The 26,019-nt window shown below is 70.7% G+C and carries 23 protein-coding genes; 15 read left to right on the top strand and 8 right to left on the bottom strand.

The window, feature by feature from the left end; translation table 11 throughout:
* Window positions 1-6 precede the first annotated feature (6 nt).
* The gene (locus P6166_RS00595) at window positions 7-969 is read right to left on the bottom strand and encodes an aldo/keto reductase (RefSeq protein ID WP_277762601.1); all 963 of its coding nucleotides are present in this window, start codon (window positions 967-969) and stop codon (window positions 7-9) included.
* 161 nt (window positions 970-1,130) lie between these two features.
* On the opposite strand from P6166_RS00595, the gene P6166_RS00590 reads away from it, so the two are divergent.
* Window positions 1,131-1,985, top strand: coding sequence for a methyltransferase (locus P6166_RS00590; protein WP_277762600.1), 855 nt, complete (start codon window positions 1,131-1,133; stop codon window positions 1,983-1,985).
* A 135-nt stretch (window positions 1,986-2,120) separates the two neighbouring features.
* The gene (locus tag P6166_RS00585; protein ID WP_277762599.1) at window positions 2,121-3,200 is read left to right on the top strand and encodes a catalase family protein; all 1,080 of its coding nucleotides are present in this window, start codon (window positions 2,121-2,123) and stop codon (window positions 3,198-3,200) included.
* A 12-nt stretch (window positions 3,201-3,212) separates the two neighbouring features.
* On the opposite strand, the gene P6166_RS00580 is transcribed toward P6166_RS00585, so the two are convergent.
* On the bottom strand, window positions 3,213-4,673 hold the full coding sequence (locus tag P6166_RS00580) for an alpha/beta hydrolase (RefSeq protein WP_277762598.1): 1,461 nt from the start codon (window positions 4,671-4,673) through the stop codon (window positions 3,213-3,215).
* Window positions 4,674-4,774: 101 nt separating this feature from the next.
* Here P6166_RS00580 and P6166_RS00575 point away from each other — a divergent pair, with 101 nt between their 5' ends.
* The 3 genes from P6166_RS00575 (at window position 4,775) to P6166_RS00565 (ending at window position 7,508) form a co-directional block, all read left to right on the top strand.
* Window positions 4,775-5,362: a pseudouridine synthase gene (locus tag P6166_RS00575; protein ID WP_277762597.1), complete on the top strand. Its 588-nt coding sequence runs from the start codon at window positions 4,775-4,777 to the stop codon at window positions 5,360-5,362.
* Between the two features lie 50 nt (window positions 5,363-5,412).
* Complete coding sequence (locus tag P6166_RS00570) at window positions 5,413-6,132, top strand: helix-turn-helix domain-containing protein (RefSeq protein WP_277762596.1); 720 nt, start codon at window positions 5,413-5,415, stop codon at window positions 6,130-6,132.
* 95 nt (window positions 6,133-6,227) lie between these two features.
* Window positions 6,228-7,508 carry an MFS transporter gene (locus P6166_RS00565; protein ID WP_277762595.1) on the top strand — a complete coding sequence of 427 codons (1,281 nt, stop codon included), beginning with the start codon at window positions 6,228-6,230 and terminating at the stop codon, window positions 7,506-7,508.
* Here the strand turns inward: P6166_RS00565 and P6166_RS00560 are convergent.
* Together P6166_RS00560 and P6166_RS00555 are read right to left on the bottom strand one after the other, a co-directional pair.
* On the bottom strand, window positions 7,487-8,656 hold the full coding sequence (locus P6166_RS00560) for a mandelate racemase/muconate lactonizing enzyme family protein (protein WP_277762594.1): 1,170 nt from the start codon (window positions 8,654-8,656) through the stop codon (window positions 7,487-7,489). The two genes, P6166_RS00565 and P6166_RS00560, sit on opposite strands and share 22 nt — an antisense overlap.
* Entirely contained in the window at window positions 8,656-9,588 is a 933-nt protein-coding gene (locus P6166_RS00555) for a dihydrodipicolinate synthase family protein (protein ID WP_277762593.1), read from the bottom strand. The genes P6166_RS00560 and P6166_RS00555 overlap by 1 nt, the downstream gene beginning before the upstream one ends.
* Window positions 9,589-9,877: 289 nt before the next feature.
* Here P6166_RS00555 and P6166_RS00550 point away from each other — a divergent pair, with 289 nt between their 5' ends.
* The 4 genes from P6166_RS00550 to P6166_RS00535 are packed head-to-tail and all read left to right on the top strand — an operon-like array spanning window position 9,878 to window position 15,663.
* A complete protein-coding gene (locus P6166_RS00550) occupies window positions 9,878-12,547 on the top strand; it encodes a TonB-dependent receptor (protein ID WP_277762592.1) in 2,670 nt (889 codons plus the stop codon).
* Between the two features lie 25 nt (window positions 12,548-12,572).
* The gene (locus tag P6166_RS00545; RefSeq protein WP_277762591.1) at window positions 12,573-13,313 is read left to right on the top strand and encodes an SDR family oxidoreductase; all 741 of its coding nucleotides are present in this window, start codon (window positions 12,573-12,575) and stop codon (window positions 13,311-13,313) included.
* The gene (locus P6166_RS00540) at window positions 13,310-14,239 is read left to right on the top strand and encodes a 2-dehydro-3-deoxygalactonokinase (protein WP_277762590.1); all 930 of its coding nucleotides are present in this window, start codon (window positions 13,310-13,312) and stop codon (window positions 14,237-14,239) included. Before P6166_RS00545 ends, P6166_RS00540 begins: the two co-directional genes overlap by 4 nt.
* A complete protein-coding gene (locus tag P6166_RS00535) occupies window positions 14,236-15,663 on the top strand; it encodes a 2-dehydro-3-deoxy-6-phosphogalactonate aldolase (protein ID WP_277762589.1) in 1,428 nt (475 codons plus the stop codon). The genes P6166_RS00540 and P6166_RS00535 overlap by 4 nt, the downstream gene beginning before the upstream one ends.
* 52 nt (window positions 15,664-15,715) lie before the next feature.
* Here P6166_RS00535 and P6166_RS00530 read toward each other — a convergent pair whose 3' ends face one another.
* Together P6166_RS00530 and hrpB are read right to left on the bottom strand one after the other, a co-directional pair.
* Window positions 15,716-16,123, bottom strand: a complete 408-nt coding sequence (locus tag P6166_RS00530) for a hypothetical protein (RefSeq protein ID WP_277762588.1) — start codon at window positions 16,121-16,123, stop codon at window positions 15,716-15,718.
* A 107-nt stretch (window positions 16,124-16,230) separates the two neighbouring features.
* Window positions 16,231-18,732 (bottom strand): ATP-dependent helicase HrpB, encoded by a 2,502-nt coding sequence (gene hrpB / locus P6166_RS00525; protein ID WP_277762587.1) that lies wholly within the window; start codon window positions 18,730-18,732, stop codon window positions 16,231-16,233.
* 60 nt (window positions 18,733-18,792) lie between these two features.
* On the opposite strand from hrpB, the gene P6166_RS00520 reads away from it, so the two are divergent.
* The gene (locus tag P6166_RS00520) at window positions 18,793-19,599 is read left to right on the top strand and encodes a TatD family hydrolase (RefSeq protein ID WP_277762586.1); all 807 of its coding nucleotides are present in this window, start codon (window positions 18,793-18,795) and stop codon (window positions 19,597-19,599) included.
* A gap of 5 nt (window positions 19,600-19,604) precedes the next feature.
* Here P6166_RS00520 and P6166_RS00515 read toward each other — a convergent pair whose 3' ends face one another.
* Both P6166_RS00515 and P6166_RS00510 read right to left on the bottom strand, forming a co-directional pair.
* Window positions 19,605-20,276 carry a hypothetical protein gene (locus tag P6166_RS00515; RefSeq protein ID WP_277762585.1) on the bottom strand — a complete coding sequence of 224 codons (672 nt, stop codon included), beginning with the start codon at window positions 20,274-20,276 and terminating at the stop codon, window positions 19,605-19,607.
* 55 nt (window positions 20,277-20,331) lie between these two features.
* A complete protein-coding gene (locus P6166_RS00510; protein ID WP_277762584.1) occupies window positions 20,332-21,234 on the bottom strand; it encodes a LysR family transcriptional regulator in 903 nt (300 codons plus the stop codon).
* Window positions 21,235-21,328: 94 nt separating this feature from the next.
* On the opposite strand from P6166_RS00510, the gene P6166_RS00505 reads away from it, so the two are divergent.
* The 5 genes from P6166_RS00505 to P6166_RS00485 all read left to right on the top strand — a co-directional run bounded on the left by P6166_RS00505 (window position 21,329) and on the right by P6166_RS00485 (window position 25,958).
* Window positions 21,329-22,594 carry an MFS transporter gene (locus P6166_RS00505; RefSeq protein WP_277762583.1) on the top strand — a complete coding sequence of 422 codons (1,266 nt, stop codon included), beginning with the start codon at window positions 21,329-21,331 and terminating at the stop codon, window positions 22,592-22,594.
* Window positions 22,595-22,596: 2 nt separating this feature from the next.
* On the top strand, window positions 22,597-22,977 hold the full coding sequence (locus tag P6166_RS00500; protein WP_277762582.1) for a VOC family protein: 381 nt from the start codon (window positions 22,597-22,599) through the stop codon (window positions 22,975-22,977).
* Window positions 22,978-23,019: 42 nt separating this feature from the next.
* A complete protein-coding gene (locus P6166_RS00495; protein WP_277762581.1) occupies window positions 23,020-23,853 on the top strand; it encodes an NAD-dependent protein deacetylase in 834 nt (277 codons plus the stop codon).
* 89 nt (window positions 23,854-23,942) lie between these two features.
* Window positions 23,943-25,049 carry an NADH:flavin oxidoreductase/NADH oxidase gene (locus P6166_RS00490; protein WP_277762580.1) on the top strand — a complete coding sequence of 369 codons (1,107 nt, stop codon included), beginning with the start codon at window positions 23,943-23,945 and terminating at the stop codon, window positions 25,047-25,049.
* Window positions 25,050-25,076: 27 nt separating this feature from the next.
* Entirely contained in the window at window positions 25,077-25,958 is an 882-nt protein-coding gene (locus P6166_RS00485) for an NAD(P)-dependent oxidoreductase (RefSeq protein ID WP_277762579.1), read from the top strand.
* The last annotated feature ends 61 nt before the right edge of the window (window positions 25,959-26,019 follow it).

The raw sequence follows: 26,019 nt of genomic DNA, 5'->3' as shown, positions 1-26,019 counted from the left end.
CGGGGCTCAGCCCGCGTCCTCCGCGCTCGCCTTGTCCAGCTGCGCCAGTTCCTCGGCCGACAACGACAACCGCGCCGCCGCCAGCAGATCCTTGAGCTGCTCCACGGAGGTCGCGCTGGCGATCGGTGCGGCGATGCCCGGCTGGGCGATGAGCCAGGCCAGCGATACCTGCGTGGGCGTGGCCGAATGCTTGGCGGCGATGTCGTCCAGCGTGGCGAGAATGCGCAGGCCGCGCGCGTTGAGGTACTGCTTCACCACCGCTTGCCCGCGCGCGCTGCTCTTGTCCGCGTCCGCCGCGGTGCGGTACTTGCCGGTCAGGAAGCCGCTGGCCAGCGAGTAATAGCTGATCACGCCCAACCCATGCTCGGCCACGACCGGCGCCAGCTCGCGTTCGTAGCCGGCGCGGTCGTAGAGGTTATATTCCGGCTGCAGCGTCTCGTAACGCGGCAGGTGGTACTGCTGCGACACGCCCAGCGCGTCGCGCAGGCGCGCGGCGCTGTAGTTCGACGCGCCGATCGCGCGCACCTTGCCCTGCTCGATCAACCGGCCGAACGCCGCCAGCGTGGCTTCCAGCGGCGTGGACTCGTCGTCCTCGTGCGCCTGGTACAGGTCGATCACATCCGTCTGCAGACGACGCAGCGAATCTTCCACGGCCGCGGCGATGTTCTCCGGCGACAGGCCCGGGCGCTCCTTCCACTTGGCGACCTTGGTGGCGATCAACACCTTGTCGCGCTTGCTGCTGTGCTTGAGCCAGCGGCCGATGATGGTTTCCGATTCGCCGCCGTGGTTGCCCGGCACCCAGGCCGAGTACGCATCGGCGGTATCGATCAGGTTGAAGCCGGCTTCGACGAAGGCATCGAGCAGCGCGAACGAGGCGCGCTCGTCGGCGCTCCAGCCGAACACGTTGCCGCCGAATGCGATCGGCTGGGCCTGCAGGCCGGAGCGGCCGAGGGGACGTGGGGAGATCATGGCAATGGCTCCGCGGGATCTGGCGCCACAGCATAGACGCCCCCGCCCAGCCGGGGTGTGACATGCGCATGCATGCAGTGTTTCGGAAACGCAAAGCGGTGCGGCGGCGTGTCGCGGGCGCGTGCTAGGCTCGGCGCACTTTGCCCTGGGAGGTCAATCGCATGTCTGCTCATAAGTACATGGCCGTCGGTACGCTCGCGCTGTCGCTCGCCTTCGCGCTGCCCGCCGCGCAGGCCTTCAAGCCGGCCGACACCGCCACCCTGCCCGCGCCGGATGCCGGCCTGCAGGCCGCGATCAACGGCAGTTGGCGCGACGCGGCCAACGTCAAGCGGGATGTCTATCGCCATCCCGGCCAGACCTTGGCCTTCTTCGGCATCCGCCCCGACCAGACGGTGATCGAGATCACCCCCGGCAGCGGCTGGTACTCGGAAATCCTGGCGCCGTACCTGCAGGCCAAGGGGCACTACATCGCCGCGGTCGTGGACCCGATGAAGGTCGCCGAAGGCCGTGGCCGTGATTACCAGCAGCGCCAGCGCGATGGCTTGCAGAAGAAGTTCGATGCCGACCCGGCGCATTACGCCAAGGCCAGCATCGTCGGCTACGACCCGACCGCCCCCGTGCTCGGCCCGGCCAACTCGGCCGACCTGGTGGTGACGTTCCGCAACGTGCACAACTGGCGCAGCGCCGGCCAGGCCGAGAACATGTTCAAGGCGTTCCACGCGGTGCTCAAGCCGGGCGGGGTGCTGGGCGTCGTGGAGCATCGCGCCAAGGCCGACGTGCCGGCCGATGACAAGAGCGGCTACGTGGGCCAGCAGCAGGTGATCGCGATGGCCGAAGCGGCGGGCTTCAAGCTCGCCGCCAAGAGCGACCTCAACGCCAATCCGCGCGACACCAAGGATTACCCGGGTGGCGTGTGGACCCTGCCGCCGACCAACCAGCACGATGCCGCCGACGATGCGAAGTACCAGGCCATCGGCGAAAGCGACCGCATGACGCTGCGCTTCGTGAAGGAGTAATCGGCGGCCGACGACGCCGTCCCGGCTCGCCGGGGCGGCCTGCCCGGCAGGGGCTGCACGCCGCGCTGATGCGGCGTGCACGTCATCCTGATGGGCGATGCCCGAGGGTGGGCGCACCCCTCGCGAGTTCGCCCGATGAACGCCTACGCCCCGCCCATTCCGTACCGCCCCGACCTGGAACAGCTGGAGCCGGAAGAGGCCGCGCAGATCGCCGAGCTCGAATCGGTCTTCGTGCGGATGGCGCACACCGTGGCCGAACGCGAGGGCCGCGCGCATCGCGCGGTGCACGCCAAGGGCCACGCGTTGCTCGAAGCCGAGCTCCAGGTCGAGGATGGCCTGCCGCCGGAACTCGCGCAGGGCCTGTTCGCCCGGTCCGGCCAATACCAGGCCATCGTGCGCTTTTCCTCGCCGCCGGCCGAACAGCTGCCCGACAGCGTGTCCACGCCGCGCGCGATCGCGATCAAGGTACTGGGCGTGGAGGGTCCTCGTGCGATGGGCGCCGAAGAGGCGCACACGCAGGACTTCCTCATGGTGAACGGCCCGGCCTTCACCAGCCCGGGCGTGAAGGGTTTCCTGCGCTCGGCCAAGCTGCTCGCGGCGACCACCGAGCGCATGCCGCTCACCAAGCAGGTCATCTCGGCCACGTTGCGCGGGATGGAGCGCGCAGTGGAAGCGGCGGGCGGCGAGAGCGCCAAGCTCAAGGGACTCGGCGGGCAGCCGCAGGTGCATCCGCTGGGCGAAACCTACTTCACCCAAGTGCCGTTCCTGTACGGCCCGTACATCGCCAAGTTCTCGCTGGCGCCGATTTCCCCAAGCCTGCTGGCCCTGCACGATCGCACGCTCGATGGCGATGCCGATGCCCAGCGCGAGGCGATCGCCGCCGTCTTCGATGGCCTGGCCGAACCTGTCGAGTGGGCGCTGCGCGCTCAGCTATGCCGCGATACGACGCGCATGCCCATCGAGGATGCGTCCGTCGAATGGCCGGAGGCCGAGAGCCCGCACATCACCGTTGCGCGCCTGCGCGTGCGCCCGCAGCCAGCCTGGCGGGACGATGCGTCCCTGCGCGAGGACGCGCTGGCGTTCGCGCCGTGGCATGCGCTGGCGGCGCATCGTCCGTTGGGTGCGATCAACCGCGCCCGCCGCGTGGTGATGGCCGCCTCGCGCGCCTTTCGCGCGGACTTCAACCGCTGCCCGATCCACGAACCCATAGCGTGAGCGCAAGGCGCGCTATTTCGGTGTCGCCGTAGGCGGCAGGAAGACGACCGGGTCCAGCGACGCATGGCTCGGCAAGCCTTCCAGGCTTCCGGTGCGCAGGAAGGCGTAAGCCAGTTCGGCCAGCGCCGGTTGCCCACGCAGCCACTGGAAGGTGCCGCCGTGCTGCGCGCGGTGCAGCACGAGTATCCGAGCGCGGGGAAACCACGGCAGCATCGCCAGCGTGTTCTCCATCGGTGTCGAGGCATCCCAGTCGCCCTGCACGAACAGGATGGGCGTGAAGTCCTGCACGGGCTGCCGGAACGCATCGCCGGCATCGGGTGTGGGCCATTCGTCCCGGGTCTGCAGGTACGAGGCGAAGTTCCATTCGCCTATCACCGGCAGCGCCGGATCGTGCCGCAACAGGGCCTTGCGCTCGGCGCTCATGTCCAGGCCGATGTTGACCAGCGGGTTGAGCAGGCTGCGTTCGCCGGCGGCGCGCTCCCTCGCCGCCTCGCGCGCCCATTCGGCGTAGTGCTGGTGGTACACATCGAGCACGAAGCGCGGAAAACCTTCGGCAGGCTGCACCGCGGACAGCAGCGCGGCCTGGTAGTCCTCCACGCCCAGCATGATGGTCTGCCGGCCGCCGCCCTCTGCGTCGATCACCACGCTGACCGGTGCGTTCTGTAACCGGGTGCGCGTGGCGTCGATCGCCGCGAGCAGCCCGCCGGGGGGCATCCAAGGATGCAGCGCAGGATCGCGGTCGGCTTCCCAGGCGATGCGCTGGTAGACGGCGTAGACCTCCGAAGGCATGTCGTAGCCGCGGTCCAGCGGCTCGGTCGAGGACATGACCGCGCGCGCCACCAGCCCCGGATGTGACTTCATCACCGCCAGGCCCCATTGCGAGCCGAAGCTTGCCGCCAGCAGGCTGATCTTCGTGTAGCCCAGCGCATGGGCCAGGTCGGCCACGTCGTCGGCCATGGCGCCGATGGTGTAGCCGGCGAGGTCGGCCTGTGGGTAGGCCGGCGCCGCGCGGCGCGCCATGTCGCGCACCAGGGCGACGTCGTCCGCTACCGTGCCGGGTCGGTCCAGCGGCAGCGCCGGTGTCCGCAGCACCATCATGTCGCCGCGCAGCGTATAGCCACGCTGTTCGATCACCACCAGATCGGCGACCTCCGCATAGCGCTGCCACACCTTGACCCGGCGCCGCGCCGCCGCATCGTGGTCGAGCACGATGTCGAGCATGGTCACGCCCGGCCCACCCGCGAGCAGGAAGATCGGCGGCGCGCCGGTGGGATGCGCCGCCCGGACCCGCGCGAAGCCAACGCCGATCCGCCGGCTCTTCGCGTGCGCACGGTTTTCCGGCACCTGCAGCGTGCCGATTTCATAGGGCATCGCGGAACCATCATCGGCCGTCGCGCTGCCGGCTTCGGTCTGGATCTGCGCAACGGCGGGGAAGGCGACAAACAGCAGCAGCGCGAGGCGAACGAACGGCATGGCCTTCCCTGGTCGGCGAGGTCGCGGACCGGCAGCATAGCCCGCGGGAAGGGCGGCGAAGGGCCGTTGCTACAATCGCGCGCTCTCCACGCAGGTGCCGCATGCTCGTCCTGTTCAACAAGCCGTACGGCGTGCTCACCCAGTTCAGCGACCGTGGCGCGACCGGCCGGCGCACGCTCGCCGCGTTCGGCCTGCCGCCGGACATCTACCCGGCCGGCCGCCTGGACATGGACAGCGAAGGCTTGCTGCTGCTGACGGACGATGGCGCGCTCGCCCATCGCCTGACCGATCCCAAGCACAAGGAAACCAAGACCTACTGGGTGCAGGTCGAGGGCGCGCCGACCGAGGACCAACTGCGCGCGCTGCGCGAAGGCGTGTTGCTCAACGACGGCCCCACGCTGCCGGCGGGCGCCGCGCTCCTGGACCCCGCGCCGTCACTGTGGCCACGCGATCCGCCGGTGCGCTTTCGCAAAACGGTGCCCGACGCCTGGCTGGCGATCACCCTGCGCGAAGGCCGCAACCGGCAGGTACGGCGCATGACCGCCGCCGTCGGCCTGCCGACGCTGCGGCTGGTGCGCGCGCGCATCGGGCGCTGGTCGCTGGAGGGCTTGGCGCCGGGCCAGTGGCGGACGCTCGACGACGCGCCGGCAGCCCCGACAACACCCTCCAGGCGTCGCCAGCCGCGCTGAAGTGTTGCTATTGGTGGAATCCCGGCCGGCGCCCGATTACGCTTGGCCGGATGCGAACCAAGCCCAACGCCCAGCCCAACCAGAGCCTGATCGACGGCATCGCCACCCTGCAGGCCCTGGCCTCTTCGCCCGAGCCGGTGGGCTGCCGCGAGCTCGCCCGCCAGCTCGGCGCCAACCCGACGCGGGTCAACCGGCTGCTCAAGACGCTGGCTTACCTGGGCATCGCCCGCCAGACCGCCGACCGCAAGTACACGCCCGGCCCGGGCATGCACGTGCTGGCCGCGCAAAGCCTGTTCGCCTCCGGGCTGATCCGCCGCGCGATGCCGGTGCTGGAAAGCCTGCGCCGCTTCGGCCACACCGTGGCAATGGGCGTGTTGTGGAACGACAGCGTGAGCTACCTGTTCCATGCGCCGCCGGGGATCGAGGCGGCGCGCGGCCTGGGCCGCATCGGCCTGCTGCCGGCGACCACCAGCGGCATCGGCATCGTGCTGCTCTCCCAGCTGACCGACGAGGACGTGCGCGAGCTTTACCGCGACAAGCCGATCCCGATGTTCCCCGAAGGCATCGAGCAGTTGCTGCGCGCGCTGGCACAGACGCGCGCGCAGGGCTATGCGCGCGTCCATGTCGCCGACGAACGCGACCACCACGTCGTGGCCATCGCGATGGGCGACCCCGTCCACGCCGGCATCGCGATGTCCGGCTGGATTCCGGAGACCGCCACCGCCGAACTGGTGAAGGCGTTGCGCGAAGCCGCCACGGAGATCGGCTGAGGCTTTGCCGCGATGCGGCTTGACCTGTTGCTACAATAGCAATACGTTGCGGCCTTCCTTGGGGAGGCAGTGACGATGGCCAAGCGGGTGGACGAGTGAGCGGGGCCGGGCGCACGAAGTGGGTGCTGCTGGGGCTGCTGTTCTGTTCGACGGTCATCAACTACCTGGACCGCCAGGCGCTCTCGATCCTCGCCACGACGATCCAGGCCGACCTGCGCATGAGCGACATCGAGTACGCGCGCGTCGTGCAGGTGTTCCTGTTCGCCTATGCCGCCGCCTACGTGATGGCCGGCCGCATCACCGACTGGCTGGGCGCGCGGGTGGCGCTGATCCTGTTCGTGGGCTGGTGGTCGCTCGCCAACATCGCCACCGGTTTCGTGCGCACGCCGCTGCAACTCGGCGCGGCCCGGTTCGCGCTGGGCCTCGGCGAGCCGGGCAACTACACGGTCGGCACCAAGGTCGTGTCCGAGCAATTCCCGCCGCGCCAGCGCGGCTTGGCGCTGGGCCTGTACACCGCCGGCGCGATGATCGGCGCGACCATCGCGCCGCCGCTGATCGGCGGCCTCGCGCTCACCTATGGCTGGCGCAGCGCGTTCTGGGTCACCGGCATCGCCGGCCTGCTGTGGATCATCGGCTGGTGGTGGGCCTACCCACGCGAGAAGTCGCAGGCCGCCGGCGATGCAGCGGCCACGGCGCCGCCGCCGTCGATGAAAGGCGTATGGGGCAAGCTCGCGCGCGACCGCGCGGTGTGGGCGCTGGTGGGCTCGCGCATGGTGGCCGACCCGGTTTGGTACTTCTACCTGTTCTGGTTCCCGAAGTACCTGGGCGATGCGCGCGGCATGAGCCTGGCCGCGGTGGCCTCGCTGGCGTGGGTGGTCTACGTCGCCGCCGACATCGGCAGCGTGGGCGGCGGCGTGATCTCCGGCCAGCTCGTGCGCCGGGGCATCACGCCGGTACGCAGCCGCCTGCTGACCATGACCGGCGCGGCGATGCTCGCACCCGTCGGCATCTTTATCACCCTGCACCCGGGCTTGCCGCTGCTGCTGACGCTGGCGTGCGTGGTGACGTTCGCGCACCTGGTCTACCAGATCAACCTCACCACGATGGTGGTGGACATCTTCCCGTCGCGCTACATCGCCTCGGTGGCCGGCCTGATCGGCTGCGGCAGCGCGCTGGGCGGCATGTTGTCGGCGCAGGTGGTGGGCATGCTGGTGGCGGGTGGCTCGTTCGACCGCACCTTCGTGCTGATGGCGTTCCTGCATCCCGTCGCGGTGGGCCTGGCGTGGCTGGCGTTGAAGCTGGCGCGCCGCTCGCCGATGTCGCTGCTGTCGTCCGACGGCAGCGACGGCGGCGATCAGGCCACTGCTTCGGCGTGATCCCAGAAGCGGGCGCCGGGCACGGCGCCCAGGCCGGCCCCGGTGGGCAGGCGGTAATGCCCGTCGCGATAGGCCATATCGGTGTCGAGCATCTGCAGCGAGCGCGAGAAGATCGAGTGCTGCCACTCGTGCCGCCACAGCCCCGGCAACACGCTCGCCACGTGCAGGCTGGCGGCCATGAACAGGCCGCCGCCGATGGTGGCGTGCGGCGCGATCGGCACGCCCTGCGCTTCGGCAAGGCGCGCGATGCGCAGGAACTGGGTGATGCCGGTGTGGCCCATCTCCGGCTGGATGTACGACAGCGAGCCGCCCGCCAGGCGCAGGCGCGCTTCGTACTCCGTGTGCCATTCTTCGCCGGCGGCGATGGGCACGGGGCTTTCCTTGCCCAGGCGGATGAGGCCTTCCACATCTTCCGGCTTGAGCGGCGCCTCGATGAACTTCACCCGGTAGGGTTCGAGTTGGCGCGCCATGTCCAGCGCCTGCGCGAGGTCGAACTTCCAGTGCAGGTCCACCATCAGCTCCGGGCCGGGGCCGAGCACCCGGCGCAATCCGGCGATCTCCTCCACGATGCCTTCGTGGCTCACCACCGCATGGATCTTGAACGCGTCGTGCCCTTCGGCCGCGAATGCCTGCGCCATGTCCAGCTTGGCCTCCAACGTGCTGGCCGGCAGGCCGGACAAGTAGCCGGGAATCGTCTCGCGTTGCCGCGCGCCGAGCAGCGACCACAGCGGCACGCCGCGCGCACGCGCGCGCAGGTCCCATAGCGCGATGTCGAGCGCGGCGATGGTGTCCACGTGGAAACCCCCGAAGCAGCCGCGCACGCGCATCAGGCCGTAGAGGTCGTCCCAGATCTGCTCCACGTCTTCCGGCTCGCGGCCGATCAGTTCCGGCGCGAGCAGGTCATTGATGATCTCGCACACCGCGCGTGGCGCGCAGATGCCATAGGTTTCGCCCCAGCCCGCCGCGCCGTCGGCGGTGGTGACGCGCACCACCACCGAGCGGTCCACGGTCGGGTAGATGGTGCCGTTGCCCTTGCGCACGAGGTAGCCGCGGCTGTTCACGCGCTCGCCCGGCCCCAGCGGCCCGAGGTAGGGCGTGGTGCGGGGAATGGTGAGGATGAAGGTTTCGACCTGGACGACGTGGCTCATCAACGGATCCTCTGTGCCTGCCCCGGCACGCGATCCAGCGGCAGCAGGTCGGCGATGCGGTCGAGCAGGATATCCAGTTCGCGCTGGTCGAAGGCATCGAGCGCCGGACCCGGCGCACGCACCTTGTCGCTGGCGATCAGCCCACGGCGCAGCAGCACGGCCTTGGTGAGCCGCCAGCGGAACACCGCCTGCATGCTGAGCAGCGGCAGCGTGCGCTCGAACAGCTCGCGTGCGCGTGCGTGGTCGCCGGCCGCCCACGCCGCCAGCATCGCCACATGCACCTCGGTGATCTCGCACGCCGGCATGGTGCCCACCGCGCCGCGGCCGAGCTCATCGAGCACGTAGCGCGCGCCGGCACCGCCGAACACCGCGCGCACCTGGCTGCGGCCGGCCTGCTCGGACAGCGCGGTGATGCGATGGCCCGACGGCATCGTCTCTTCCTTGACGTACTCGATGCCCGGCACGCGCGCGGCCAGTGCCACCACCTCGTCCACGCCCAGGCCCACGCCCATCGGCGCCGGCGCGTTCTGCAACATCACCGCCACGCCAGATTCGGCATGCAGCCGTTCGAAGAACGCCGCCATCGCCTCGGCATCGCCGGCGTGGCGATGCGGCGTCAGCACCATTGCCGCCTGCGCGCCGGCCTCGCCGCCGGCACGCGCGAAGGCAATGGCTTCCTCCACCGTCTTGGCGCTGGCGCCGACGATCAGCGGGACGCGGCCGCGGTTCCATTCGCCCAGTCGCGCGGTGAGGTGCAGGCGCTCTTCGGCGGTGAGCATGTCGTACTCGCTCGCCAGCCCGGGAAACACCACGCCGGCCGCACCGGCGCCCAGGATGTACTCGAACACATTGGCCATCCCCGCCTCATCGACGGAGCCGTCGGCGTGGAAGATCGTCGGGAGGATGGGGAAGACGCCTTGCAGTTCGGCCATGGCCGGGTCCTTGCGGTAAGTGTGCCGTTATAAGCAACAAGTTGAAGGGTGGAAACGGGCTCCTCGCGAGCCTGTTTCACTTTCTACGTTGCGCTGCAGCGTGCGCGACCAAAACATATTGCTATATTAGCTACAACACTGCCAAGTCGCAGTGCAGCAGTCATCGACGAATCACGCTGGATCGAAGGGCGGTATCACCGGGTGGAAGAGGGGGGAGGGCGCGCGTCATGCGCCTTCGCCACCCCCGGCGGCGGCGCTTCGGTTCCTACATTGGGGGAGGGCCCAACACATGCGTAGCTTTCGACGTTCCACCCTGTTCACCGCCCTGGGCGCCTGTCTGCTGACGCCCTGCGTGGCACTGGCGCAATCGGCCGAGGCACCGGCCGCGCCGGCCGCCGATTCGCAGGCCACCACGCTCGACGCGGTCACCGTCACCGGCATCCGCGGCAGCCTGGAAGCCTCGCGCGACATCAAGCGCGATTCACCGCAGATCGTCGATGCCATCGTCGCCGACGACATCGGCAAGCTGCCGGACAGCAACGTGGCCGAATCGCTCTCGCGCGTGGCCGGCGTGCAGCTCGAACGCGGCATGGGCGAAGGCAGCGACATCCTCGTGCGCGGCTTCAAGGAAAACGTGCTGCTCTACAACGGCCGCCAGATCGTCGATGCCACCGGCCGCGGCGGCAATGGCCTGGACCAGCTGGCGACTTCCACCTACGGCCTGCTCTCGCTGGTGCCGTCCGAGCTGATCTCGCGCTTGACCGTCACCAAGCTGGCCGGTTCGGACCAGATCGCCGGCGGCCTAGGCGGCATCGTGGATATCCAGACCCGCCAGCCGCTGTATGGCGATGGCGAGCAGAACGTCGTCAGCCTGGCCGGCACCTACGACGAACTGTCCGATTCCTACGGCCAGAACGCCTTCGCGCTGCTGTCCACGCGCAGCGAGGACCGCCGCTTCGGCGCGCTGGTCTCGGCCACCTACAGCAAGCGCGAAGTGGTGCAGCAGGGCCTGGACACCTTCTCCGGCTACTCGCGTTTCAACGATCCGGCCAACCCGGGCCAGGTGCGTTTCGGCAGCACCGACATGCGCGCGCAGAACATCGACGACGACCGCGACAAGCTCGGCGCCAGCCTGGTGCTGCAGTGGCGTCCGGTGGACGGCGTGGAAATTACCTCCGACACGTTCTATTCGCGCCAGGAAGCCAAGCGCGACCGCTACTGGATCGCCTTCAACCCGTCTGCCGGCCTGACCAACGCCGTCTATTCGGACCACGACATCCTGCTGGCCGGCCGCTCCACCGGCACCGTGCTGCTCAACAGTGAAGTGGCCGATATCGACTCGGACATCTTCTCCACCGCGCTGACGGCCAAGTTCCGCGTGGGCGAGCAGCTCGACGGCTCGGTCGAGGCCGACTACGGCAAATCCACCGCGCGCTACGACCAGCACTACATGCGCCTGGCCCCGCGGGCAGGGCTGACCTCGGTCACCGATTTCGACCTGCGCAGCGGCAACTTCGGCAGCTTCAACGTCAGTGGCGTGGACGTCACCGACCCGGCGCAGTGGCGCATGACCATCCTGTTCGACAACGACTGGCGCGCCGAGACCGACACCAAGGCCCTGCGCACCGACTGGAGCTGGGCGTTCAACGACGGCCCACTGCGCTCGCTGGACTTCGGCGCGCGCTTCAACCGCCTGGAAAGCCTGCAGGACCCGCTGCGCGCGGACATCCGCCCGGCCGGCGGCATCCCCGTCTCGCAGATGGGCAACTACATCCGCCTGTACCGCAACTACGACTTCATGCCGGGCGAATTCGCCGGCCTGCCGCGCGAATACCTGGGTGCGTACCGCGGCGCGTTCGGCGGCTGCGACAGCTTCACCGACCTGCCGGCGATCTCGCAGAACACGCAGTGCCTGAACCCTGGCAGCAGTGCGCTGTCCTACGGCTCGACCTTCAGCGTGGACGAGGATTTCCTGGAGGCCTACGCCAAGCTCAACTGGGATACCGAGATCGGCGAGATGGGCCTGACCGGCAACGTCGGCGTGCGCTTCGTGCGGCGCGACCTCGACTCGCGCGGCAACGTGCTCGGTGCCGACAACAGCGTCACGCCGTCCACCTTCCACCGCCGCGACGACGAGGCGCTGCCCTCGGCGGTGGCCAAGCTGCAGCTCACCGATACGCTGGTGCTGCGCGGCGGCGCCGCCAAGGTGGTGGCCTTCCCCAATACCGAAGACCTCAACAACGGCGTCACCTTGAACAACAACGCGGTGTTCGACGCCAACGGCGTGCAGACCTCGCTCGGCACCGGCACCGGCGGCGCGCCGGATCTGGACCCGTTCAAGGCCAACCAGTTCGACCTCTCGCTGGAGTGGTACTACGGCGGCCAGGGCATGCTGTCGGCCGGCCTGTTCTACAAGGACGTGTCCACCTTCATCGTCCAGCAGCAGAACGCCGAGGTCTACAACAACGTCAACTACCTGGTGCTGCGCAAGATCAACGGCGACAAGGCCAAGGTGAAGGGCGTGGAGCTGCTGGCGCAGGTGCCGTTCACCGGCCTGCTGGACGGCTTCGGCGTGGTGACCACCTACACCTACATCGATTCGGAAACCCCGATCACCGACATCACCGGCAATGCGATGACCTTCCCGGGCCTGTCGAAGAACAACGTCAACCTGATCGGCTACTTCGAGCGCGGCCCGTTCGGCGTGCGCGTGGCCTACAACTGGCGCGACAAGTACCTGGTCGGCCTGTCCAGCGCGGCCACCGGCATCTACAACGACACCTACAAGGACCTGTCGGCCACGCTGAGCTACGATTTCAGCGACCGCCTGTCGTTCAAGCTGGAAGGCAACAACCTGCTCGACAGCGAACAGCGCACCTTCGACGGCTACGACGAAGGCCTGCGCACCAACGTGGTGTTCGGCCGGTCCTACAAGGCCAGCCTGACCTACCGGTTCTGACGACTGACGGAGGCCATGGGCGACGATGACCGAAGGCGTGATGCGGCAACAGGTGGTGCTGGTCAGCGGTGCGGCCAGCGGCATCGGCGCGGCGGTGGTACGCCGGCTGCGGGAGGAGGGCGCGCGGGTGGCCGCCCTCGACCGGCAGCCGGTGCCCGATGCCGATGCCAGCGCCCAGGCCGACCTGCGCTCGGCCGAGGCCGTGACGCAGGCGGTGGGGCAGCTGGCATCGGCGCTGGGCCCGATCACCGCGCTGGTGCACTGTGCCGGCGTGTGCCCGGCCGGCGGCACGCTGGACGACGACGACGCGCTCTGGCTGGACACCTACTCGGTGAACGTGCTCGGCGCGCTGCGGCTGATGCGCGCGGTGGTGCCGGGCATGCGCGCACGCGGCAGCGGCGCGGTCGTGCTGGTGTCATCGATCAACGCGCGCTTCGCCACGCCCAGCCTGGCGGCCTACGCCGCCTCCAAGGCCGCGCTGGAAGAACTGGCGCGTACCGCCGCGCTGGAATTCGCGCCCGAGGGCGTGCGCGTCAACGTGATCGCCCCGGCCTCGGTGGATACGCCGATGCTGCAGGCGTCCTTCGCCCGGGCCGACGATCCGGCCGCCGCGCGGGCACGCAACGTGCAGCGCCACCCGCTGGGCCGCCTGGGCACGCCCGAGGACGCCGCGGAACTGGCGCTGTTTCTGGTATCGCCGTGCAGTGGCTGGATCACAGGCGGCATCTTTCCTTTGGATGGCGGGGCGGGAGTAACGCGACGATGACGTGGGACAAGGACGGCGGGGACATCGTCGGCATCAACTGGGGCAGCTCCAACTTCCGTGCTTTCCTGATCGGCGCCGACGGCGCGGTGCGCGATTCGGTGGAACAGCCGCGCGGCATCGCCGGCCTGGAACGCGCGCAGATGCAGGCGATGGTCGCCGAGCTCGCCGCACGCTGGCCACACGCGGCGCGCGCCTACGCCAGCGGCATGATCGGCTCGAACATCGGCTGGAGCGATGCGGGGTATGTGGATTGCCCCACCACGCTGGCGCAGCTGGCCGCGCACCTGCATGCCGTGCGCCTGGGCGATGTGCCGGTGGCGATCGTGCCGGGGCTGGCCTGCCGCCGCGCGGTGGACGACGCACCGGACATCATGCGCGGCGAGGAGACCGAACTGCTCGGCCTGATCGCCAGCGGGCGGGTGCCGGCGAGCGGCCTGGTCGCGCTTCCGGGCACGCACAGCAAATGGGTGCGGCTGCGCGAGGGGGCGGTGGTCGAGTTCATGACGGCGATGTCCGGGGAAATCTTCGACCGGTTGACCGCCGCGGGCCTGCTGGCCTCCGTGGTCGATGGCCCGGCGGTCGAGGGCTCGGCCTTCCACGCCGGCCTGAAGGCGGGGCACGACAGCGGCCTGGGCCTGGGGACCTTGCTGTTCGGGGCACGCGCGCGGGTCATCCGCCAGGACCTGCCCAGGCAGGACGGCGCTTCGTACCTGCGCGGCCTGCTGATCGGCGCCGAACTGGCCGATGTGCGGCGGCTATGGCCCGAAGCGCTCGAAGGCAACGTGCCGCTGGTGGGCGCGGCACCGGTCTGCGCGCTCTATGGCGCCGCGGTGGCGGCGCTGGGCGGGCATGCCGCGCAGATCCACTCGCACGACGCGGTGACCCGCGGCTTTGCCGCGCTGCACGCACACGCGGTGGCCGCGTGAGCACGTTCGACGAGATCCTCGCGCAGGCGCCGCTGGTGGCGATCCTGCGCGGCCTGCACGAAGACGCCATCCCGGTGGTGGAGGCGTTGTACGCGGCCGGCGTGCGCGTGGCCGAGGTGCCGCTCAATTCGCCCGATCCGTTCACCACGCTGGCCGCACTCGTGCGTCATTTCGACGGACGCATGCAGATCGGCGCGGGCACCGTGCTCGAGGTGGAAGAGGTCGAACGACTGGCGGCCCTGGGCTGCGCCTTCTGCGTATCGCCCAACACGGATGTGGCGGTGATCCGCGCGACGGTCGCGCACGGCATGGTGCCGATGCCCGGTTTCTCCACGCCGTCGGAAGCCTTCGCGGCGATTGCCGCCGGCGCGCGGCACCTCAAGGCGTTCCCCGCGCACGGCGCCGCGCCGCGATTGTCGGCCTTGTCCGCGGTATTGCCCAAGGGCGTGCAGCTGGTGGCGGTGGGCGGCGTGGCGGCCGACGATCTGGAGGGCCTGCGGGCGGCGGGCGTGACCGCGGTCGGGGTCGGCTCGGACCTCTACAAGCCGGGCCGCACGGCCGAAGACGTCGGCGCGCGTGCGCGCACCTGGCTCCAGGTGCTGCGCGAACGCCCCGCGCGGGCCGAACGGGTGTGCAACCCGCAGGCGCTGGTGGGCGAGTCGCCCCGGATGCTCGGCGACGAAGTGATCTGGCTGGACCCCACCGCGCCCGCGCTGCTGCGCTGGAATGGCGAGACGTGCACACGCACGCCGCTGTCCGAACCGGTGTGGTCGCTGTCGCCGCACGCCGGCCGCCTGGTCGGCAATGGCGAAACGCATTTGCTGTCCATGACGGAAGAGGGCCGGATCACGCCCGGGCCGGAGCTCGACGTCGGCGCAGGCTGCCGCCTCAACGACATGACCGTAGATGCGCGCGGCGGCCTGTGGGCCGGCTCGATGCACAGGGGCCTGCTCGCGGGCAAGGGTGCGCTGTTCTACACGCCCGATCCGGCGCAGCCGGCACGTCGTGTCGCCGAGGGCCTGGGCGTCGCCAACGGCATGGTGTTCTCGGCCGATGGGCGCACGCTGTTTGTCGTCGATACGCTGGCGCGCACGCTGCTGGCCTATCCGGCCGATATCGCCGCCGGCACGCTCGGCGAACCGAGGGTGGTGACCGATTTCCTCGGCGTGCCCGGCAAGCCCGATGGCTTGGCGATGTCGCGGCAGGGCCGGCTGTGGGTGGCGATGTGGGGCGGGCAGGCGGTGGTGGAATTGGCCGAGAACGGCGCGGTGCTGCGTTCGATCGCCATTCCCGCGCCGCACGTGGGCGCATTGTGCTTTGGACCGGCGGGGCGGCTGTACGTCACCACCGCGCGGGCGCGGCTCGCCCCGGAAGCGCTGGCGGCCTTTCCCGGCTCGGGCGGGCTGTTCGTCGTCACCCCTTGAACGAAGATCGCCGCGACGTGCGCGGCGATCTTCCATCCACGGGAGGCGGCGGTCAGGCGCCGGCTTCGTCGGTCGGATCGACCACGCGGCCACGGTAGTGCTGGCGGGCAGCACGGCGGGCATTCGCGTTGCCCTGCTGCTCCACGCGCTGCGCGGTGCCGTCGATCGCCGCGTTGTCGCGCTGCTTCTTCTTGCGGTAGATCGCATAGGCGATCAGGCCGACACCGGCCGCCGCCGCCGCGATGGTCACCGCCGGGTTGCGGCGGGCCAGGCGCGTGGCCACCTTGCCGCCGGACTTCACCGCGCCGAGCGCCGCGCCGGTCTTGATCCAGTCCATCGCCTGCGGGGCGACGTGGTCGCGCAGGTTGCTACCGGCATGGCGCAGGCCGTCTCCGGCGCTGGAGGCCAGGTCCATGGCGCGTTCCAGCGCCCGGTCGGTGATCACGGTCAGTCTGCTCATGGCGGGGAATTCCTCGGTTCAACGGCGATGGAAGGCCAGTGTCGAGGGCAGGCCGTATAGATGATGTCAGTGCGGCGCTCCGGCCCTATCCGCCCGCTGAACCGGACTCAGGTGCCGCGCGGCTTGGCCCGGTGCGTGGCCGTGGCGCTCCAGGGGTCGTCCGGCCAGGGGTGCTTGGGGTAGCGGCCCTTCATTTCCTTGCGCACTTCCGGGTAGGTGTTGCTCCAGAAGCTGCGCAGGTCCTGGGTCACCTGCAACGGGCGTCCGCCCGGCGAGAGCAGGTGCAGGGTCAGCGGTACGCGGCCATCGGCCACGCGCGGCGTATCGGCCAGGCCGAACAGTTCCTGCAGCTTCACCGCCAGTACCGGCGGTAACGGGGCGTCCTCGTGGTCGAGCGCGTAATCGATCCGCCGCTCCATGCCGGAGGGCACGGTGATGCGCGTGGGCGCGTGGCGGTCGATGAGTTGCCGCTGCGCCCACGGCAGGGGCGATTTCAACGCCTCGCCCAGTTCTTCCTCGGAGAGCGCATCCAGGCGGCGCTTGCCGGCGAACGCCGGTGTGAGCCAGTCGTCCAGCGTGGCGAGCAGCGCCACGTCGCCGTAATCGGGCAATGCCAGCTCCGGCATCCAGTGGTGCAGCGATTGCGCGCGCGCCTGCCATTGGCGCAGGCCCTCCGTCCACGGCAGCGCCGACAGGCCGAGTTCGCCCACGGCCTGGGTGAGCGCGTGGGCGGCCAGCGCCGGGTCCACGCTGCCGGCCGAGCGGCTGTCGAGCACGATGCGGTCAAACCGCGTCTCGCGCAGGGCCACCAGCGCCCGCCGCTCGGCATCCCAGCGCACCACGTCCTCCTGCACGAAGCGCGCGGGGAAGGCGTGGCGCAGCCAGCCTTCGTCGACCGGCGCGGCGCGCAGCAGCAGGGCGTCGCGCGGTTCGAAACGCAATTCGGTGGCCACCAGCCACGGCTCGCCGCGCAGGTCGCTGGGGTCGAACAAGCGCGCGCTGCGTCCGTTGGCCAGCAGGTAACGCAGTGGATCGGTGGGATGGCGTGCGGCAATGCGGTCCGGGAAGGCGTGCGCGAGCAGGTCGCCGAGCGCGTGCGCCTCGATCTCTTCCGGCGGCGTGGCCTCGCAGCGCAGGCGACGGCGCCACTGCTTGGCGGCGGCGTCGATCGCGGCCAGCCCGCCGCGGTTCGCCTCGGCCGGTGGGCGGCCGCGCCTGAAGGCCGCCAGCGCGCGCCAGCGGGCGGCGAGCGCGTCGCCGCCCTGCCGCAGCGGATCGCGCGCCTCCACCAGCGCGGCCAGATCGCAGGCCAGTGCCTGCGCGCGATCGCCTTGCGCTTGCAGCAGCATCGCCGCCAGCCGCGGGTGTGTGCCCAGCGCCAGCATGCGCCGTCCCAGGCCGGTGAGGGTGCCGCCAGCGCCGAGCGCGCCCAGGCGCTGCAACAGTTCGCGTGCCGCGGCCAGCGCGCCGGGCGGTGGCGCATCGACGAAACGCAGCGCATCCGAGCCCCACGCCGCCAGCTCCAGCGCGAGCGAGGCCAGTTCGACCTGGCCGATCTCCGCGCGCCGCTGCGCCTCCAGCCGTTGCGATGGCGGCCACAGCCGGTACGCCCAACCGGCGGCGACGCGCCCGGCACGGCCAGCACGCTGGTCGGCGGAGGCCTGCGAAATCGCGGCGGTCTCCAGCCGCGAGAAGCCGCTGTTCGGATCGTAGGCCGGTTCGCGCGCCAGGCCCGCATCGACCACCACGCGCACGCCCGGCAACGTCACCGACGACTCGGCGACGTTGGTCGCCAGCACCACGCGGCGATGGCCGTCCGGATCGGTCTGCAGCACGCGCGTTTGTTGTTCCACCGGCAGCTCGCCGTGCAGCGGCAGGATCCGCACCGCCGGATCGAGCACGCTCTCCAGCGCCATCTGCACGCGCGAGATCTCGCGCTGGCCGGGCAGGAACACCAGCACGTCGCCCGGGTGCGCCGCCAGGGCGTGCTCCACCGCGCGCCGCGCCTGCGGCTCCAGCGCCTCGTCGCGGCGCGGCGGGAAATGCGCGATCTCGACCGGATACCCGCGCCCTTCGCTGGACAGGCGCGGCGCATCGAGGAAGCGCGACAGCCGCTCGCCGTCCAGCGTCGCCGACATCACCACGATGCGCAGGTCCTCGCGCAGCTGGGATTGCACGTCCAGCGCCAGCGCCAGGCCGAGGTCGCCGGCCAGGTGGCGCTCGTGGAATTCGTCGAACAGGATCGCGCCGACGCCGTCCAGCAGCGGGTCGTCCTGGATCATCCGGGTGAGGATGCCCTCTGTGACGACCTCGATGCGCGTGCGCGCGCTGGTGCGGTTCTCGAAACGGATGCGGTAGCCGACCGTCTCGCCCACCGCCTCGCCGAGCTGGCGCGCCATGAACGTGGCGGCGCTGCGCGCGGCCACGCGGCGCGGCTCCAGCATCACGATGCGGCGGCCGGCCAGCCACGGCGCATCGAGCAGCGCCAGCGGCACCTGCGTGGTCTTGCCGGCGCCGGGCGGGGCCTCCAGTACCAGGCGCGGGTGATGCAGCAGGCTGTCGCGGATCGGCGCCAGCAGCGGGGAGATCGGGAAATCGGGGGTCGCCATCGTGACAAGGATAAGGCCCGCGCCCGCTACAATGCCGCGCTTTCCGATTCCGGCCTGGCCATGCAACTGATCGACATCGGCGCCAACCTCACCCACGAATCGTTCGACCGCGATCGCGACGCGGTACTGCAGCGCGCCCGGCAGGCCGGCGTGGCCGCGATGGTGGTGACCGGCGCCAGCCGCGAGCATTCGCCGCTGGCCCTGGACCTGGCGCGCCAGTACCCGGGCTTCCTTTACGCCACGGCCGGCGTGCATCCGCACCACGCGGTGGAGTACACCGAAGAGTGCGATGCGCAGATGCGCGCGCTGCTGGCGGACGAGCAGGTCGTGGCGGTGGGCGAGTGCGGGCTGGATTATTTCCGCGATTTCTCCCCGCGCCCCGCGCAGCGCCGCGCCTTCGAGCGCCAGCTGCGTATTGCCGCCGACCTGGCCGATGCCGGCAATCCGAAGCCACTGTTTCTGCACCAGCGCGACGCGCATGCCGACTTCCTCGCCGTGATGAAGGAATTCGAGGGGCGCACCGGCGCGGCGGTGGTGCATTGTTTCACCGGCACGCGCGAGGAGATGTTCGATTACCTCGACCGCGACTGGTACATCGGCATCACCGGTTGGCTGTGCGACGAGCGGCGCGGCGCGCACCTGCGCGAGCTGGTCAAGCACATCCCGGCCGAGCGGCTGATGATCGAGACCGACGCGCCCTACCTGCTGCCGCGCACGCTCAAGCCCACGCCGAAGGACCGCCGCAACGAGCCGATGTTCCTGGCGCACATCGTCGAGGAACTGGCGCGCGATCGCGGCGAGGACGTGGACACGAGCGCGGCGGCCACCACGGCCACGGCACGCGCCTTCTTCCGCCTGCCAGGCTGACGCACTCAGGCGGCGACCAGCTCCCAGCCTTCCGCATCGCGCAGCCGCAAGCCGGGCTGGCGGCCGCTGACCGTCAGCCGCAGGCCCTGCGCCCATGGCAGTTGGCGGCGTTCGGGAAACCAGCGGCGGCGTCGTTCGACCACGATGAGCATGCCCAGGTGGTCGCCGAGCGGGGCGAATTCGTCGGATGCCTCGCCCCCCAGCGGACGGGCATCGAAATGGTTGCCCAGGCTGCGGGTGACCGCCGCCACGTCGGCGCTCGGCAAGCCCACCTCGCTCAGGCACTGGATCTCCGCGCCGTTGAAAGGCCCGTCGCGCCGCGCACCTTCGCCCAGTGCGCGGCGTGCGATCAGCTCCAGCACCGCGCCGTCGGGCCCGGCGAAGTACACCGATTCGGATTGCCACGCGCCCTCCAGGCGGAAGCGCGCCTGTCCGAGTGGATCGCGCAGCAGCGGCACGCGCGCGGCCAGCCACTCCGCCGCCGCGGCGAAACGCGGCGGCGGCACGTTGAAGGCCAGGTGCAGGCAGCCCACCGCACCGTTGGCCGGCACCAGGTCGATGGTGCTCCAGCCGGCGCGCACGCGCTGGCCGTCCACCGGCAACTCCAGCACGTCGCGGTAGAACGCGGCGCTGGCCGCCGGATCCAGGCTGGGCAACAGCAGGTGCAGCAGGCGCATGGGGCGCTTCCGGAAAAAAGGAAGCGCCATTGGACGACCTCAACCGAACTTCAGGTCAAGCGTCCTGCGGCGCGGCGTGTGCCAGTTCCCATAGGTGCCGCACCACCGGCGTGTTCGCGCGCGTCACCGGGTGCGTGGCCAGCGCCAGGCGTGCCAGCGGCACGCGGCCTTCGATCTGCAGGTAGCGCACGCCGGGCAGCTGCATCTGCGCGGTCGATGCCGGCACCACCGATACGCCCAGTTCGGCCGCCACCAGGTTCACGATGGAGGACATCTGCGGCGCCTCCTGGGTGATCTGCAGGCTGAAGCCGGATTCGCGGCACACCGAGAGGATTTCGTCGTACAGGCTGCTGCCGAAGCTGCGCGGGAAGAGGATGAACGGCTCGCCGGCCAGCGCCACCAGGGGCGCGCGTGCGCGCTGGGCGAGCGGATGGGCGGCGGGCACGGCGATCAGCATCGGCTCGTCGGGAAAGCGCATCAGGTCCAGGCCGGCCGGCAGCGCGGAGGGCGTGTAGCGGATGAAGGCCGCATCGAGCCGGCCGTTGCGCAGCGCCTCCAGCAGGCCGGCGGTATTGGTTTCCTCCAGCACCAGCTGCACGCGCGGCCATTGCCGGCGGAAATCGCGGATCAACCGCGGCACGCGCGGGTTGAACGCCGCCGAGGCGGTGAAGCCCAAGCGCAGCCGGCCGGCCTCGCCGCGGGCGATCCGGCGCGCGGTGTCGGCGGCGCGCTCCACATCGGCCAGCACGCGCTTCACTTCGACCAGGAAGGCCTCGCCGGCCTCGGTCAACTCGGCACCGGCGTGGGTGCGGCGAAACAGCGGGGTACCGAGTTCGCGCTCCAGCGCCTGGATCTGCTGGCTCAGCGGTGGCTGGCCGATGCCCAACCGCGCCGCCGCGCGGGTGAAGTTGGCTTCCTCGGCCACGGCCAGGAAGTAGCGGAGATGGCGCAGTTCCATCATATGCAAGAAATATGGAGACTGCCTGGATCATATATTGGACAGGGGGTCCGCGGGGGCGAACAATGGCGCTACCCCACACCCACCTCCCGTCGTGACGACCCCCATCCCCGCCGTGGCGCGCCCCGGCGACCCGCCAGCCGCCACCTTGCTGCGCATCCGCATCGCGCTGTTCCTGGCCGGCTTTGCCACCTTCTCGCTGCTCTACAGCGTGCAGCCGCTGTTGCCCGAGTTCGCGCGCACGTTCCAGGTCGGCGCGGCGGCCAGTTCGTTGCCGCTGTCGCTGGCCACCGGTGCGCTGGCCCTCGCCATCTTCTGCGCCGGCGCGGTGTCGGAAAACCTGGGCCGGCGCGGGCTGATGTTCTGCTCCATCGCGCTGGCCGCCGTGCTCAATGCCGTGGCCGCCTGGCTGCCGCACTGGGGCTCGCTGGTGGTGGTGCGCACGCTGTCGGGCCTGGCGCTGGGCGGCGTGCCGGCGGTGGCGATGGTCTACCTGGCCGAGGAAGTGCCAGCCACGCGCCTGGGCGCGGCCACCGGGTTGTACGTGGCCGGCAATGCGTTCGGCGGCATGAGCGGTCGCATCGCGATGAGCGTGCTCACCGACCACTTCGGCTGGCGCGCCGCGCTGAGCGCGTTGAGCGTGGTCGACCTGCTGTGCGCCTTCGGCTTCGTATTGCTGCTGCCGCCCTCGCGGCATTTCGTGCGCCGCCACGGCATCAACCTGCGCTTCCACCTGCGCGCGTGGGGCGGCCACCTGCGCGACCGGCATTTGCCGTGGCTGTTCTCGCTGCCGTTCCTGCTGATGGGCTGCTTCGTGAGCGTCTACAACTACGCCGGCTTCCGCCTCGGCGGGCCGGAATTCGGCTTGAGCCAGAGCCAGATCGGGCTGATCTTCGGCGCCTACGTGTTCGGCATCGTGAGTTCCTCGGTGGCCGGCGCAGCCTCGGACCGCTTCGGCCGCGGCCCGGTGGTGCAGGCGGGCGTGGTGTGCGCCATCGCCGGCGTGCTGCTCACGCTGGCGCACCTGCTGCCGCTGGTGATCCTGGGCGTGGTGCTGCTGACCATCGGGTTCTTCGTCGCGCACTCGGCAGCCAGCGCCTGGGTCGGCCGCCTGGGCGGCGAGCATCGCAGCCATGCCGCCTCGCTCTACCTGCTGGCGTACTACATGGGCGCCAGCGTGATCGGCTCGGTGAGCGGCAGCTTCTGGCAGGTCGGCGGCTGGAACGCGCTGATCGCCTTCTGCCTGGCGCTGCTGCTGGTGGCCTGGTTCGCCGCGCATGTGCTGCGGCGCGGCGCGCGCGACGAACGACCCGCGCAGGTGCCTGCCCGCGCGCAGCCCACGGCCTCGCGAGGCGCCTGAGCATGCGCATCGACCGCCTGGACCATCTCGTGCTCACGGTGGCCGATATCGAGGCCACCTGCGCGTTCTACCGGCGCGTGCTGGGCATGGAAGTGGTCACCTTCGGCGAGGGCCGCAAGGCGCTCGCGTTCGGCTGGCAGAAGATCAACCTGCACGCGGCCGGCCATGAATTCGAACCCAAGGCGCGGCACCCCACGCCGGGGTCGGCCGACCTGTGCCTGGTGACCGGCATGCCGCTGGCGCAGGCGCAGGCGGAGATCGAGGCCTGCGGCGTGCGCATCGAGCAAGGCCCGGTGCCACGTACCGGCGCGCGCGGGCAGATCCTGTCGATCTACTTCCGCGACCCCGACGGCAACCTGATCGAAGTCAGCAACTACGTTTGAGCGGCGCTTGTGCGCGGCGCCCGCCGGCCACATCTGGGGGGCATGAGCCCTCCCGACGCCCTGCGTGCCTTCATCGAGCGCCACGAGCGCCTGTTCGTCCTCACCGGCGCAGGCTGCAGCACGGCCTCGGGCATTCCCGATTACCGCGACGCCGACGGCGGCTGGAAGCGTGCGCAGCCGGTGACCTACCAGGCTTTCATGGGCGAGGCCGCCACGCGCCGCCGCTATTGGGCGCGCAGCCTGGTCGGCTGGCGCCACTTCGGGCAGGCGAAACCGAACGGCACCCACCACGCGCTCGCCGCGCTGGAAGCGCAGGGGCGCCTGGGATTGCTGCTCACCCAGAACGTCGATGGCCTGCACCAGGCCGCCGGCAGCCAGCAGGTGATCGACCTGCACGGCCGCCTCGACCAAGTGCGCTGCATGGGCTGCGAGGCGCGCCTGCCACGCGGCGAGTTCCAGCACGCGCTGGAAGCGGCGAACCCGGATTGGGCCGCGCTGGACGCCGGCCAGGCGCCCGATGGCGACGCCGACCTGGAGCAGGCCTCCTTCGACGACTTCGTCGTGCCTGCCTGCCCGCACTGCGGCGGCGTGCTCAAGCCGGACGTGGTGTTCTTCGGCGAGAACGTGCCGCGCCCACGCGTGGCGCAGGCGCAGGCGGCGCTGGAGCAGGCCGATGCGGTGCTCGTGGTGGGCTCCTCGCTGATGGTCTATTCCGGCTTCCGCTTCGTGCAGGCCGCCGCACGCCAGGGCCTGCCGGTCGCCGCGCTCAACCGCGGCCGCACGCGCGCCGACGCGTTGCTCACGCTCAAGGTCGAACACGATTGCGCGGACGCCCTGCGCTTCCTGCAGCCCGCGACCCGGCACGCGACGCAGTGATCCAGCGGCGCGGTTGATCGCATGCCGGCGTCGGCGTGCAATGGTGCATTGCCCGCCTCCCCCACGGCGGCCTGCATCGGGATATCCACTTGAGCACGCTTTTCTCTCCGCTGGCACTGGGTTCGCTCACGCTCGCCAACCGCATCGTCATCGCGCCCATGTGCCAGTACTCGGCGCAGGATGGGCGCGCCAACGACTGGCACCGCATCCATCTCGGCACGCTCTCGCAATCCGGCGCCGGCCTGCTGATTCTCGAAGCGGCGGCGGTGGAAGCGCGCGGCCGCATCAGCTACGCCGACCTGGGCCTGTATGACGATGCCTGCGAAGCGGCGCTGGCTGACGTACTCGCCTCGGTGCGGCGCTGGTCGCCGATGCCACTGGGCATCCAGCTTGCGCATGCCGGTCGCAAGGCCTCCACGGAAAAGCCCTGGGACGGCGGCGGGCCGATCGCGGCCGACGCGCCGAACGGCTGGCCCATCGTCTCGGCCTCGGCGCAGCCGTTCGATGCGGGCTATTCAACGCCGCAGGCACTGGACGAGGCGGGCATCGACGCCATCGTCGAAGCATTCGCCAACGCCGCGCGCCGCGCCGAGCGCATCGGCCTCGAGCTGATCGAGCTCCACGCCGCGCATGGCTACCTGCTGCACCAGTTCCTCTCGCCGCTGTCCAACCAGCGCACCGACGCCTACGGCGGCACGCTGGAGAACCGCATGCGCCTGACCCTGCGCGTACTCGACGCGGTGCGCGCGGCGGTGTCGCCGGCGGTGGCCGTGGGCGTGCGCATTTCCGCCACCGACTGGGTGGAGGGCGGCTGGGACGTGGCGCAGAGCATCGTGCTTTCCCGCGCGCTGCAGGCACATGGCGCTTCGTATGTGCACGTGTCCAGCGGCGGCCTCGACCCGCGGCAGCAGATCGCGGTCGGCCCGGGCTACCAGGTGCCGATGGCCGAGGCGATTCGCGCCGAAGTGGAGATCCCGGTCATCGCCGTGGGCATGATCACCGAGCCGGCGCAGGCCGAGGCGATCCTGGCCGAAGGCCGTGCCGATGCCATCGCGCTGGCGCGCGGCATCCTCTACGACCCCCGCTGGCCGTGGCACGCCGCCGCCGCACTCGGCGCGCAGCTGGCACCTGCGCCGCAATACCTGCGCTGCGAGCCGCGCCAGGCACGTGGCCTGTTCGCGGCGCGCCCCGCGTAGTCGTCAACCACAAGGACAGGGGGAAAGATGGCGATTGGATTTCTGGGCCTGGGTTCAATGGGAGCCGCCATGGCGGCCAACCTGTTGCGCGGCGGCCACCCGTTGCGCGTATGGAACCGCGATGCCGCCAAGGCCGATGCGCTGGCACGCGCGCATGCGCAGGCCACGCCGGTCGCCCGCGCGGCGCAGGCCGCGCACGGGCAGGTGCTGTTCTCGATGCTGGCCGACGACAACGCGGCACGCCAGGTGTTGATCGAGGGCGGCGTGATCGACGCGCTGCCGGCCGGCAGCGTGCACGTGAACATGGCGACGATCTCCGTGGCGCTGGCGCGCGAACTCACCGTGCTGCATGCCGAGCGCGGCGTGGCCTACCTGGCCGTGCCGGTGCTCGGGCGGCCGGACGTGGCCGCCCGCGGCCAGTTGAACCTGCTTGCCGCCGGCGACGCGCTGGCCCTGGCGCGCGTACAGCCGCTGCTGGACCTGCTCGGCCAGCGCACCTGGACGTTCGGCAGCGAGCCGGCGCAGGCCAACGCGGCCAAGCTGGCCGCCAACCTGTGCATCGCCAGCGCGATCGGCACGATGGCCGAGGGTGCGGCGTTGGTCCGTGGCCACGGCGTGGAGCCGGCGCAGTGGCTGGAATTGCTGTGGAGCACCTTGTTTGCCGCACCCGTCTACCAGGGCTACGGCCGCCTGATGGCCGAGCGGCGCTACCAACCGGCCGGGTTCACCAGCGTGCTCGGCCGCAAGGACGTGGACCTGGCGATACAGGCCGCGCAGGCGCAGCGCGTGCCCGTGCCCTTGGCCGAAGTGCTGCGCGCCGAACTGGACGACGCCATCGCCGGCGGCCAGGGCGATTGCGACTGGGCGGTGCTGGCGGAGGTTGCCGCGCGCCGCGCTGGCCAGGGCTGAGCCGCCGGCGCACGGTTGCGCCTGCAAGTGTCGCGGCGCGCTGAGCGCGCTGGCTATGATC

It is taken from the genome of Stenotrophomonas sp. HITSZ_GD (assembly GCF_029543105.1).
Classification (GTDB): domain Bacteria; phylum Pseudomonadota; class Gammaproteobacteria; order Xanthomonadales; family Xanthomonadaceae; genus Stenotrophomonas_A.
The sequence above is the reverse complement of the archived record's forward strand: the minus strand, read 5'-3'. Positions and strand labels throughout refer to the sequence as shown.

Coding starts and splice junctions, on each gene's coding strand:
- P6166_RS00595 (WP_277762601.1), bottom strand. CDS start 969: ATGATCTCCCCACGTCCCCTCGGCCGCTCCGGCCTGCAGGCCCAGCCG.
- P6166_RS00590 (WP_277762600.1), top strand. CDS start 1,131: ATGTCTGCTCATAAGTACATGGCCGTCGGTACGCTCGCGCTGTCGCTC.
- P6166_RS00585 (WP_277762599.1), top strand. CDS start 2,121: ATGAACGCCTACGCCCCGCCCATTCCGTACCGCCCCGACCTGGAACAG.
- P6166_RS00580 (WP_277762598.1), bottom strand. CDS start 4,673: ATGCCGTTCGTTCGCCTCGCGCTGCTGCTGTTTGTCGCCTTCCCCGCC.
- P6166_RS00575 (WP_277762597.1), top strand. CDS start 4,775: ATGCTCGTCCTGTTCAACAAGCCGTACGGCGTGCTCACCCAGTTCAGC.
- P6166_RS00570 (WP_277762596.1), top strand. CDS start 5,413: ATGCGAACCAAGCCCAACGCCCAGCCCAACCAGAGCCTGATCGACGGC.
- P6166_RS00560 (WP_277762594.1), bottom strand. CDS start 8,656: ATGAGCCACGTCGTCCAGGTCGAAACCTTCATCCTCACCATTCCCCGC.
- P6166_RS00555 (WP_277762593.1), bottom strand. CDS start 9,588: ATGGCCGAACTGCAAGGCGTCTTCCCCATCCTCCCGACGATCTTCCAC.
- P6166_RS00550 (WP_277762592.1), top strand. CDS start 9,878: ATGCGTAGCTTTCGACGTTCCACCCTGTTCACCGCCCTGGGCGCCTGT.
- P6166_RS00545 (WP_277762591.1), top strand. CDS start 12,573: ATGACCGAAGGCGTGATGCGGCAACAGGTGGTGCTGGTCAGCGGTGCG.
- P6166_RS00540 (WP_277762590.1), top strand. CDS start 13,310: ATGACGTGGGACAAGGACGGCGGGGACATCGTCGGCATCAACTGGGGC.
- P6166_RS00530 (WP_277762588.1), bottom strand. CDS start 16,123: ATGAGCAGACTGACCGTGATCACCGACCGGGCGCTGGAACGCGCCATG.
- hrpB (WP_277762587.1), bottom strand. CDS start 18,732: ATGGCGACCCCCGATTTCCCGATCTCCCCGCTGCTGGCGCCGATCCGC.
- P6166_RS00520 (WP_277762586.1), top strand. CDS start 18,793: ATGCAACTGATCGACATCGGCGCCAACCTCACCCACGAATCGTTCGAC.
- P6166_RS00515 (WP_277762585.1), bottom strand. CDS start 20,276: ATGCGCCTGCTGCACCTGCTGTTGCCCAGCCTGGATCCGGCGGCCAGC.
- P6166_RS00510 (WP_277762584.1), bottom strand. CDS start 21,234: ATGGAACTGCGCCATCTCCGCTACTTCCTGGCCGTGGCCGAGGAAGCC.
- P6166_RS00500 (WP_277762582.1), top strand. CDS start 22,597: ATGCGCATCGACCGCCTGGACCATCTCGTGCTCACGGTGGCCGATATC.
- P6166_RS00495 (WP_277762581.1), top strand. CDS start 23,020: ATGAGCCCTCCCGACGCCCTGCGTGCCTTCATCGAGCGCCACGAGCGC.
- P6166_RS00485 (WP_277762579.1), top strand. CDS start 25,077: ATGGCGATTGGATTTCTGGGCCTGGGTTCAATGGGAGCCGCCATGGCG.